At 33.8% G+C, this 11,933-nt stretch carries 11 protein-coding genes and 1 pseudogene; 9 read left to right on the plus strand and 3 right to left on the minus strand.

Annotation, left to right across the window (positions count from 1 at the left end):
* The first annotated feature begins 106 nt into the window (after positions 1–106).
* From PHP06_05165 to PHP06_05205, 9 genes and pseudogenes are all read left to right on the plus strand, one after another.
* Complete coding sequence (locus PHP06_05165) at positions 107–439, plus strand: LysO family transporter (GenBank protein ID MDD3839947.1); 333 nt, start codon at positions 107–109, stop codon at positions 437–439.
* The gene (locus PHP06_05170; protein ID MDD3839948.1) at positions 390–986 is read left to right on the plus strand and encodes a lysine exporter LysO family protein; all 597 of its coding nucleotides are present in this window, start codon (positions 390–392) and stop codon (positions 984–986) included. Before PHP06_05165 ends, PHP06_05170 begins: the two co-directional genes overlap by 50 nt.
* A gap of 25 nt (positions 987–1,011) precedes the next feature.
* Positions 1,012–1,365, plus strand: coding sequence for a YlbF family regulator (locus tag PHP06_05175; protein ID MDD3839949.1), 354 nt, complete (start codon positions 1,012–1,014; stop codon positions 1,363–1,365).
* 54 nt (positions 1,366–1,419) lie between these two features.
* The gene (gene typA, locus PHP06_05180) at positions 1,420–3,243 is read left to right on the plus strand and encodes a translational GTPase TypA (protein ID MDD3839950.1); all 1,824 of its coding nucleotides are present in this window, start codon (positions 1,420–1,422) and stop codon (positions 3,241–3,243) included.
* Between the two features lie 64 nt (positions 3,244–3,307).
* The gene (gene mltG, locus PHP06_05185) at positions 3,308–4,459 is read left to right on the plus strand and encodes an endolytic transglycosylase MltG (protein ID MDD3839951.1); all 1,152 of its coding nucleotides are present in this window, start codon (positions 3,308–3,310) and stop codon (positions 4,457–4,459) included.
* 45 nt (positions 4,460–4,504) lie between these two features.
* A complete protein-coding gene (locus tag PHP06_05190) occupies positions 4,505–5,158 on the plus strand; it encodes an O-methyltransferase (protein MDD3839952.1) in 654 nt (217 codons plus the stop codon).
* 3 nt (positions 5,159–5,161) lie between these two features.
* Entirely contained in the window at positions 5,162–6,382 is a 1,221-nt protein-coding gene (locus tag PHP06_05195) for a U32 family peptidase (protein ID MDD3839953.1), read from the plus strand.
* Positions 6,383–6,564: 182 nt separating this feature from the next.
* On the plus strand, positions 6,565–8,214 hold the full coding sequence (locus PHP06_05200) for a penicillin-binding protein 2 (protein ID MDD3839954.1): 1,650 nt from the start codon (positions 6,565–6,567) through the stop codon (positions 8,212–8,214).
* A 79-nt stretch (positions 8,215–8,293) separates the two neighbouring features.
* Positions 8,294–8,707 (plus strand): annotated as a pseudogene (locus PHP06_05205) (sigma-70 family RNA polymerase sigma factor).
* 31 nt (positions 8,708–8,738) lie between these two features.
* Here the strand turns inward: PHP06_05205 and PHP06_05210 are convergent.
* The 3 genes from PHP06_05210 to PHP06_05220 all read right to left on the minus strand — a co-directional run bounded on the left by PHP06_05210 (position 8,739) and on the right by PHP06_05220 (position 11,774).
* Positions 8,739–10,280, minus strand: a complete 1,542-nt coding sequence (locus PHP06_05210) for a recombinase family protein (GenBank protein MDD3839955.1) — start codon at positions 10,278–10,280, stop codon at positions 8,739–8,741.
* A gap of 93 nt (positions 10,281–10,373) precedes the next feature.
* A complete protein-coding gene (locus PHP06_05215; protein MDD3839956.1) occupies positions 10,374–11,216 on the minus strand; it encodes a DUF4352 domain-containing protein in 843 nt (280 codons plus the stop codon).
* Positions 11,217–11,327: 111 nt separating this feature from the next.
* Positions 11,328–11,774, minus strand: a complete 447-nt coding sequence (locus tag PHP06_05220; protein ID MDD3839957.1) for an ImmA/IrrE family metallo-endopeptidase — start codon at positions 11,772–11,774, stop codon at positions 11,328–11,330.
* Positions 11,775–11,933 lie beyond the last annotated feature (159 nt).

Below are 11,933 nucleotides of genomic sequence, written 5' to 3' on the forward strand. Positions count from 1 at the left end.
AAAAATTTGAATTTTATTAACTTGATAATCCATAGATAAACTATATTGTTTCTTAATTCAATAGGAGTCATCTATGCAATTAATTTGAAAAATACAGGTGTTTAAAATGATTTATTATCTCGTATTCATTGCTATAGGCTGGATAATAGGATATTTAGATATTATTCCGAATAATATGGGCGAGGGTATTTCGAAAGCTCAGTTTATATGTTTACTATTTATTTTGTTTATTATGGGATTAAAAATAGGTTTGGATGCTACTATTATTAACAGTTGGGATTCAATCGGTTTTAAAGCATTTGTGCTGGCATGTGGTTCCATCCTTGGTAGCCTGTTTTTGACAAGAATTGTTGCAAAGAATTTTTTTTATAATAAATGGGGAGATACCAGTGACATTGAAGATAACAGTATTTCTGATTTTAGGAGTCTTGACAGGTAGGATTTTTTCGGATTTTGAATATATCTCTTATTTGGATCAAATAGTGAATATTGGGTTATATATTTTACTCTTTTTTGTAGGGATCGATATTGGCAAAAGTAAACAAGTTTTTGTTAAAATAAGGGATGTGGGATGGAGAATAATACTTTTACCTTTGGCTATAGCAATAGGAAGCATAGTCGGTGCAGGATTAGCTGGTATATTTGTAAAAATGCCTTTTAATGAGTCAGGAGCTGTAGGAGCAGGTTTTGGGTGGTACACATTGTCCAGCATAATAATCTCCGATATTTATAGTGAGAGATTGAGCACAGTTGCTTTTCTTGCTAATATATTCAGAGAAGTAATAGCTATACTGATTATCCCAATAATATGCAGGAAAGTGGGTAAGATCGAATCCATAGCACCTGCAGGTGCTACAGCGATGGATACAACGCTGCCGATAATAACTAGAAATGCTGGTGCTGAAGCTGCAGTGCTCTCATTTGTCACTGGAGCGCTTTTATCCTTTATTGTGCCTGTTGTTGTTCCGCTGCTAATCAAATTGTAAATTATTTTAAATTGGAGGGTTATTTATGAATGTATATGACAAAGCTAATGAACTGGCAAGGGCTTTATCCCAGAGTACTGAATACAGAAAGCTCAAGGATTTAAAGGAAAAGATCGATAAAGATAAAACTACCAAAAAAATGCTTGATGATTTTTTAAAGAGTCAATTTGAGGTACAATTAGAAATTCAGTCAGGCAAACAGCCAGACAAACAAAAAACTGAAAAGTTACAAAAACTCCAGGAAGTAGTCACTTATAACCGAGATATAAGTGAGTTTTTGCAAGCACAATATGTTTTTGGCAAAATGTTATCTGATATTTATAAAATTATTGGCGATGCAGTTGATATAGACTTTGATTTTTTAAAGCAGGATGAGTAAAAAAGATAGTCAATGACTATCTTTTTTTAAGCTAGTTGAAAGGGAGAATTTAAAGTGTATAAAAGAGAAGATATACGAAATGTTGCTATAATCGCACATGTGGATCATGGAAAAACTACATTGATAGATGCAATGCTAAAGCAAAGTGGAATATTCCGCAAAAACGAAAAAGTTGCGGAAAGAGTAATGGATTCGAATGACCTTGAAAGGGAAAGAGGTATAACTATCCTTTCAAAAAATGCATCGGTAAAATATAAGGATAAAAAAATTAATATAATAGATACCCCTGGACATGCTGATTTCGGAGGGGAAGTTGAAAGGGTTTTAAAGATGGTCAATGGTGTTCTCTTACTAGTTGATGCATTTGAAGGTCCTATGCCACAGACTAGATTTGTTTTGAGAAAGGCATTGCAGATGAATCTTAAGCCTATAGTGGTTGTAAACAAAATAGATAGACCTGACCAAAGAACCCAAGAGGTAGTTGATGAGATAATCGAACTCTTTATTGATATGGGGGTAAATGATGATTTAATTGATTTCCCTATTTGCTATGTTTCTGCCAAGAACGGAATAGCAAAAACAGATATTAATCAAAAATCAAATGATCTATCACCTCTTTTTGATTTGATAATAAATGAAGTTCCTTTTAACCAGGGATATTTAGATAGACCATTTAAATTTTTAGTAAGTTCGGTGGAATATGACGAGTATCTAGGAAGGGTAGCCCTTGGCAGAGTAGAACAAGGTGCTATTCACTATCGGGAAGAAGTTGATGTGTGTAAAAAAGATGGTAGCATAAAACCTATGAGGATAGCTAAAATTTTTGAATATCAAGGGATGAGTAGGGTTGAAATAGAACAAGCAAAACTTGGTGATATTATTGCTATATCGGGCATCGAGGATATCAATATAGGTGAAACTATATGTGCTAAGGATCATCCGGATCCTATACCCTTTGTAGATATTGATGAACCTACTATATCCATGATGTTTAGCGCAAATACCAGCCCTTTTGCAGGTACCGAAGGGGAATATGTGACTTCACGACATTTGAGAAGGAGATTGTATAAAGAGGTACAGACCAATATTAGCATGAGAGTGGAAGATACAGACTCACCAGATGCATTCAAAGTCTCTGGAAGGGGCGAATTACATCTATCTATTCTGATAGAAACTATGAGGCGTGAAGGATATGAATTCCAAGTATCAAAACCCGAAGTAATATACAAGATGATAAATGGCAAAAAATGTGAGCCCATAGAACTTCTCTATATTGAGATACCCGAAGAATTTGTTGGAACAATTATAGAGAAAATAGGCATAAGAAAAGGCGAAATGAAAAATATGCATAAAATGAATGAAGGAAGGGTCAGATTAGAGTTTGAAATTCCATCTAGAGGCTTAATAGGCTTTAGGTCTGAATTTTTAACAGATACTAAGGGGAATGGGATATTAAATCATGTATTTGATAGATATGAACAATTTAAGGGAGATATTGCCCAAAGACAGAGAGGGTCCCTTGTTTCTTTTGAGGCAGGAGAGGCTACTACTTATGGACTCTACAATGCCCAAGAAAGGGGTTTATTGTTTATAGCACCTGGCACAAAGGTTTATCAGGGGATGGTAGTAGGTGAGAATGCCAGGTCGGGGGATATAGATGTTAATGTATGCAAGAAAAAACATGTGTCCAATATGAGAGCTGCCGGTTCAGATGAAGCACTCAAGTTAGTACCTCCAATTGATTTGACTTTAGAACAGGCCCTTGAATTTATCAATAATGATGAGTTGGTAGAAATTACTCCAGAAAATATTAGAATTAGGAAGAAACTTCTCAATAGAGAACAAAGGTTGAAACTGGCCAATAGAAAGTCTAAATAAAGAAAGGTTGTAAAAACAAAAAATGAATTATATAATATAATAAAGAATTTTTGGAGGACAAGGGATGCAACTTATAAATGATACTGAACTGCAAAATAAAAAGAATAGTTCAATAATAAAAGCATTGCGTACATTATCAATTTATCTGGTGAGCATATGTATCGTAGTAGGATTGATAATAGGTGTTGCAATTACCTCTTATAATAAGCTGATGAGTCCGGTGGATCCTATGAACAAAAATGATATTGAAATTAATATACCAAAAGGTGCCTCTACTTCATCCATTGCTCAGCTATTAGAAAAAAAAGGTCTGATAAAAAACAGCAGCATCTTTAAACTTTATGTGGACTTTTCTAATAATGGTGCAAATATGAAAGCTGGCAAATATAAACTGAACACTGGTATGACAATGCAAGAGGTAATGGATGAACTTGTTACTGGTAATGCAAAGATTAAAACTTTAAAAGTAACAATAAAAGAAGGAATGAATATAAATGAGGTAGCCTCTGTATTGGAACAAAAAGGGGTAATAGAAGATGATAAAGCGTTTAATAGAGTTATAGAACAAGGAAGCTTTAATGAATATTTATTTATAAAAGATAATGTTCCCTACGATAGACCAAACTTTTTGGAAGGTTATTTGTTCCCTGACACATATGAGTTTTATGCTGATTCTGATCCTGATATAATTGTATACAAGATGTTGGATAACTTTGAGAGCAAACTTTTTGATGATGGACAATTAAAGCAGAAATATGCAGAGAAGTTAAGTCAATATAAAAAGGATGGTTATATAAAAAGCTTGGATGATATCATAACACTCGCTTCTATAATTGAAAAGGAATCAAAGCAGGAAGAGTTTGCAAAAGTATCAGCTGTTTTCCATAATAGATTGAAAAAAGATCAGGCCCTGCAGTCTTGTGCAACTATCCAGTATATATTGGATAGGGAGGTAAACAGCTTGATAATTACCAATGAGGATCAGCAAAAAGATTCTCCATATAATACGTATAAAAATAAGGGATTGCCGATAGGACCCATATCAAATCCTGGTTTAGATGCAATAGATGCTGCGTTTTTCCCCGATGAACAATATTTAGAACAGGAATATATGTACTTTGTATTAAAAAATCCTGAAACAGGTGAACAGGATTTTAGCAAAACATATGAAGAACATTCTAAAAAAGTGAAAAAATATAGAGAACAATGGAAATAATACGCATACTTGCGTATTATTTTTTTGAAACAGGAAGGTGGTTTAGTGAATAGAGTTATACATAACTATACAGCTAAATATTTAAGAGAAAAGGTAACGGAAAGGTCCATCCTAGCCAAAAGACTGGAAGAATATGCTGCAGCTAATCATATTCCAATAATTGAACCTGAAATAGTGCAGCTTTTAAGGTTATTAATAATGATCAAAAAACCGGATAAAATATTAGAGATTGGTACAGCAATAGGGTATTCTTCCATAATAATGGCAGAGGCAACAGCAAGGAAAGATATTATTATAGATACTATAGAGAGGGACCCTAGGATGGCAGAGATTGCTAGAGAAAATATTAACATGGGGAATTTTGAGGATAACATAACTATCTATCAGGGAGATGCACAAAGAATACTACCTAATATAGGTGGAAAATATGATTTGATATTCATAGATGGGGCTAAATCCCATTATAAAGAGTTCGTTGAAATGTGTTTGAAGAATTTAAATGTAGAAGGATTGATCATTTGCGATGATGTTCTGTTTAGGGGAATGATCGCAAATGATAAACTGGTAAAAAGAAGAAAAATAACTATAGTAAAAAAAATGAGGGAATTTATTGATTATATTACTACAAACCAACTATTAGAAACAACAATAATACCTTTAGGGGATGGAGTTTCAATTAGCTATTTGAAGGGAGATTGAAAAATGAAAAAACCAGAGCTGTTAGCACCGGCTGGGGACTTTGAAAAACTTAAGATGGCAATAATATATGGGGCAGATTCTGTATATGTTGGAGGGAAAAATTACAGTTTGAGAGCAGGGGCAAGAAATTTTGAACGCGAAGAATTGGAAAAAGCGGTAGATTTTGTGCATAGAAGGGATAAAAAAATTTATGTAACACTTAATATTTTCCCGCATAATAGCCATCTTATAGGTATAGATGATTATATAATTTTTTTAGACCAAATAGGTGTTGATGCGGTAATTATATCAGATGCCGGGATATTATCGACAATAAGGGAAGTAGCACCTGATATGGAAATTCATTTGAGCACTCAAGCCAATACTCTAAATTGGAAGAGCGCTCATTTTTGGTATGAACAAGGTATAGATCGTATAATCATGGCAAGAGAACTTTCGCTAGAAGAGATAAGTTATATAAGAAAAAAACTCCCCCAAGAATGCGAGCTTGAAGTATTTGTTCACGGAGCAATGTGTATATCGTATTCTGGGCGTTGTCTTATAAGCAACTATCTTGCTGGAAGAGATTCAAATTTAGGAGAGTGTGCCCACCCCTGTAGATGGAAATATTATCTCATGGAAGAGAAAAGACAGAGAGAATATTATCCTATCATGGAAGATGAGGAGGGGACATATTTTTTCAACTCTAAAGATCTGTGTATGATAGAATATTTGCCTGAATTGATCCATTCAGGAGTAAATACTTTCAAAATAGAGGGTAGAATGAAGAGTGCTTATTATGTTGCTACAGTTGTAAATGCATATAGACGTGCAATTGACCAGTATTTTGAATCAGGTGGGAAATATACAATAAGAAAGGAGTTGATGGAGGAGTTACAGAAGGTGAGCCATAGAGAATTTACAACAGGCTTTTATTTTGGAAGAGCTGATGATGCACAAGTTTATTCAAGCAGCTCTTATATAAGGGATTATGAATTTGTCGGGTTGATAATTGATTATGATAACGAAAAAGGTATTGCGACTGTTGAACAGAGAAATAGATTCTTCAAAGGTGATACAGTAGAGATTTTTGGACCGGGGGCAGATTTTTTTGAGCAAACTATTGACGAAATGACGGATCAGGATGGTAATCCTATCGATTCAGCCCCACATCCTCAACAAATAGTAAAAATTCCAGTTAATAAAGCTGTACAACCTTTTTTTATGATAAGAAAAAGTATGTGAATATGACCACCGATAGCTGGCTATACTATATCCATAAGATACAGTAACCAATATTCTATAGATAATGAATTTATTAAAAATAGTGTATGTATGACTGAACTTGTATAGAACAAACATTTTTCTGTACAAGTTGCTGTTATTTATATCTTCTGTTTTATCTATAGTCAGTTAAGGTGATTATCATGTATAAAGGAAAACGGTTGATCGTTTTAGGCATTTTATTAACTGTAGTATTCATCAGCTTATTAGGGAAAATTGCTGTTATACAGATTTTTAAAAACAAAGAATTGTCAAACAAAAGTGTTTTACAACATATTATAAAAATTGATATAAGCGGGAATGAAGTTGAAGGCGGCAGAATATTGGATAGGAATTTTATTCCGATCACAAATGCAAAGGTGGTTAAAAAACTTATAGTCATAAAGGATATTTTGGACGATCCAGCAAAAGCTGAAATTATAATCAATAAGTTGACTGATAATAAAATACATATGAAAGATGACAATTATAGCGTTGAAGTTTATCACATAACAAAAACAGATTTAGTGCTGGAAAAGCTAATAAGGGAAAACGCATATAATGGTATCTTGATAGCAGATGTCTATCCGCGATATGATGATCATTCTGTAGCTAGGCATGTTGTTGGATATGTTAGAGATAACAATCCTAAAATTCGTGCAGGAATAGAAGATAAATATTATAAATATTTGCATTCAAGCAATTATAAAAAATATCTTACTATGATAAAAGATGGAAAGCAAAACGTAATACCACAGTTTGGATATTCAATAATAGGCGATAGTTATAATAAAATTAATAAAAGTGTACAACTAACATTAGACTACTATATTCAAGCAGAGATAGAGAAGATAGTAGATGGCGGGTATTCTGATAATGAAAAGATTGAATCTGGTGCAGTGGTAGTTATGGATGTTAACACAGGTGAGATATTAGCCATGGTCAGCCGACCGAATTTTGATCAAAATGAAATCGGAGCTGCTACCTCGGGACAACTTTGGAATAAAGCTATACAAACATATCCGCCTGGTTCAATATTTAAAATTATCGTCGCTGCTGCAGCTATAGAAGATGATAAGTTGGATTTTTCAAACAAGTTTTTATGTGATGGAGATATTGATGTGCATGGGATTAACTATTCTTGTCATCATGTACATGGAATGATAGATATTAAGGAAGCATTTGCACGCTCTTGTAATTGTGCTTTTATTCAATTAGGTAATGAGGTGGGGGGACAAAAAATTAAAGAGATGGCAGAAAAATTTGGATTGGGAAAGCAAACAGATATAGAGCTTCCCGGAGAAAGTCCCGGGCTCCTCCCCTCTGCAAAAGAATATATCAATGCCGGTATAGGTAATTTTTCCATAGGTCAGGGCAAGGTAGAAGTATCTCCTGTGCAAATGGCCAAAATGATATCTATTATTGCAAGAGGCGGTACCGATATTGAACCACGTATAGTCAAATCAATTATAACTTCAGATGAAGAGATTATCGATTTAATTAAAAGAGATAATATGAATAAACGTATTATTTCAGCAGATACAGCTCAAATGTTAAAAATTTTATTAAGAGAAGTAACATTAAACGGATCGGGTAATTCGGCAGATTCTGACTTGGTTGGAGGAACTGCAGGCAAGACGGGAACACCTCAGTTTAACCAAGAACAATATGCAGCTTGGTTTATCGGCTATTTTCCTGTGGTTCAGCCCCAATATGCAGTAGTAGTGTTTGATAGAAGTAAAGGAGGCGGAGGAAAAGTAGCAGCGCCTATTTTTAAGAGAATAGCAGAAAAAATCTATTTAATAAAAAATTAGATAAATGAGACGTGCACAAAACTCCTTGTAACTGCATACACTTTAAAGTGAGCTGTTTTAGGGAGGTGTGCCCGGTTATATGCTTTTTTCTATATTAAGGGAATTTTTATTTCTAGTTTGTTATGTATCAGGTAGCACTTCATTTCCTAAACCTTTGTCCAAGGAAGAAGAAAAAGAATATTTAATACGTTATCTAAACGGGGATCAGCAGGCTAAAAATATACTTATCGAGAGAAACTTAAGATTGGTAGCACATATAGTGAAAAAATACAGCTGTACGTATAAGGAGAATGATGACCTGATATCCATTGGCACTATAGGACTAATAAAAGCAATTACAACATTTAACCCTAAACGGGGTACTAGATTAGCAACATATGCTGCTAGATGTATTGAGAATGAAATATTGATGACTATAAGATCATCAAAGAAAAAAAAGAATGAAGTTTCTTTACAGGATCCTATCGGCATAGACAAAGAAGGCAATGAATTGCCTCCAATGGTTTATCTACAATTGTAAAAGATTACTTTGGAAGCTTTGGATATAACACAAGTGTAAACTCATCATTCCTTTGGTTCTTTTCTTTTTCATAAACTGCATAGTCCAACACTGATTTTAGAAGTTTATTTTTCTTGGCCGGGCTTTGGGTTTTCGGGTAAAGCTCCAACACTTTTTCCACTTGTGGAATTATATTCTTTTTTGCGTTTAGTCTTTCTCTTGCTGAAATCAAATCCTGATCAGCATTTTTAATATTATGATTAGTATCATCTATTCTTTTAGCCAGTATTTGGGATCGTTCAAGATATGTGTCTATATCATAGACGCCTCTTTCTAATAGGTCATGTAGGTTATTCTTTTGTTTCTCAAGCTGTTTTAATTTATTATTTAGCTTATTCAAGGCTGCTTCATATACCTTCAATAGATTATTGCTCGGGAAGTTTCTTTTGGTATTAACCTCATCCCATTCAGCCTTATAGCTAGTCAGCCATTCTTCCAGTCCTTTTAAAAGCCTTCTTTCTACATATTTGAATTTAGAACTCTTGTTGCTACAATGGGTGCGATTATAACAAATAATATGTGGATCCCTGTTGCGAGTATAGGTTCTAAAAACCATGGATGCACCACATTTGCCGCATCTAATTAGACCTGCTAACGGATTAGAAATCTTTGTATTATAGGGCACATGGCTTCTTTTATTTAATATTTCCTGGGCTTTATTATAGGTTTCCTGGGGAATAAGTGGCTTATGCTTTCCTTGAACGCTTATCCATTCATTTCTGGGCAATGTTCTAACTTCTTTAATTTGGCCGGGCTTATCTGATTTTCTATACTCTTTTTTTCTCCATTGTACCTTGCCGGTATATACTTCATTTTTTAATATTGTTAATACCGAGGAGCTAGACCATCGTTTGCCGGTATATGTTTTATATCCCAGCTCATTTAGTTTGTTTGCAATTTTGTTGGCACCCATACCATGGTTAGTATATAGATCAAATATCATCCTTACTATTGGAGCTTGTTCTGGATGTGGGCTTAAAGTTCTGTATCGGTCGATATAGTAAATTTCATACCCGTAAGGAGGTAAAGTGCCTATATAGTTCCCATCTTCCACAGAACGGACTCTACCGCGCTGTAAACGCCTATTTATTATCTTTAATTCCTTTCTGGCCATGAAGGCTTCAAATTCACTGTATTCTTCATCAAATTCATCTTGAAGATCATAAATTTTGCGGGGTGTAATTATTTTAGTGCTAGCTTTTTTAAAAGTTTCTAATATAAGTCCTTGTTCCTGCATATTTCCACGGCCCAGACGATCCATGTCCATGACAAGCACTCCGTCATATAGTCCCTGTTCAACTTCTTTTAACAGTTCTAACATTTCAGGTCTATGTATAAGACTCTCGCCGGATACAATCTCTTCATGAATTTTAATTATGTTTAGGTCCAGCTTTTTAGCTACTTCAAATAATGTTTTTTTATGTTTAGCTAGGGTTTCACCGGTACCCAGTTTTTCAGCCTCTTCATCCGCTCTAGATTTTCTTAAGTATATGCATACACGGTCCATTGAATCACCTCGTTTGCTTATCTATAGAATATATGTTAGCATAAATTTCGAAAAATATACTGCCAACCATAGTCGGCTGGCAGTAATATTGTTTTAATCCATTTCAAATTCAAATGAAAATGGGTTTATTTCAATATCGTAATTATCTGAAGATCCTTCAATTATGAATTTTGATTTTTTTATATTCTCATCTATCGGTTTGAAGCTAATTATCCCTTCCGTTTCAATCCCGGGCGACAAATCGGATTGCAGTTCGGGATAATTAGCTTCATAGTTGTATTCTGATTCATATTGTTTTGAGTCTTGTATCAGTTTTGCAGAATGTTCCCACAAGGACACATCTTCATTAGTACCGTTTTTAGCTTTAATATATACTCTTGTTTCGTTTTCTGCTAATTCTATTTTTTCTAGAGTAATTTCAAAGCCATGTTGATCTACGCTTTCGTTTATATCAATAGTTTTCAATGTTGGAGATACTGCTGTTATATAATCGACTACCTCTATCTTGTCAGCAAGAACTAATGGGGCCATAAGTTCTGCCCCAAAAACATTTTCCCCTTCTGCTACGTCTTTAACTACACCAGTTACTTTCACATAGTCATCCTGCTTTACTTGGAAGTTAGGGTCTTCGATTCCTACAAGTATATTCTTTTCTAAATTTTCAGGGTCAGCATATACTTGCAAGTAAGTTCCGTCTTCATCTTTTTCAGGTGAAGTAAATACTAGACCGGTAAATTCGATTTTCGATTCTTTGTATTTTCCAGGATCACTAAATAGTATATCTAGATTATCCTTACCGAATGATACTTTCGAATCGCTTTCTGTAGTATTTATAGAATTGTCTGACGTATCCGATACATCATCTTGATTATCAGAACACCCTATAAATATAAACAATAGAGATAAAATAATTAAAATAGATAAAAATCTTTTCATTGATATTAACCTCCTAATATAATAGTTTTATTATAAGCGGACGTTGATTACAAACACATATTCGACAACATCCGACATAATCCAGTTAAGGTAAATATTTCTGTAACGGTATTAAAAAATACTCAAATCTTTAAATTTGAGTTTGATTAAGTCAGGATATAGTTTTTCTATTGCTGCGATTTGTTCTACAGAAAAATTAAGTCCCGAATACTTGTCCAACAAATTGTCAGGTACAAGTATATGTGCAGCCATAAGGTTAGCCTCGTATTCGGTTTTAACATTGGTAAAAATATTGTAGTCTTTCATATAATAGGTGAGATGTCTGTGCAGTTGGTCGTGACTTATTTCATGTGTGCAGCATAGCTGTTGTTCTATATCGCAAAGGTTTCTGTTTATACCAATATACCTGTTTCTCCGATGGTATGTATAAAACCCTTTAAGTTTTTTGAAGTTATAAAATCTCACATTTATGTTCATTGCTTTAGCTAGCTCAAAAGGGTTTCTAGTATTGTGTTTTTTTATTAGTTTTTTTGCTTTATTTTCAATATATTTATTCATGCTGACCTCACAAATATATTATTTAATCAGCCTTCTTTGTATATTTTAAAAAGTATGCTTGTTGTTTATTTTATTTATCTTATCCTGCGTAATATGACTTCTTCATGTTTTGATACTTCATCTTCAATGCGTATGAGTTTTTCGGAGTTTTGCTTATAT

The sequence above is a fragment of the Clostridia bacterium genome (genome assembly GCA_028698525.1).
Classification (GTDB): domain Bacteria; phylum Bacillota; class Clostridia; order JAQVDB01; family JAQVDB01; genus JAQVDB01.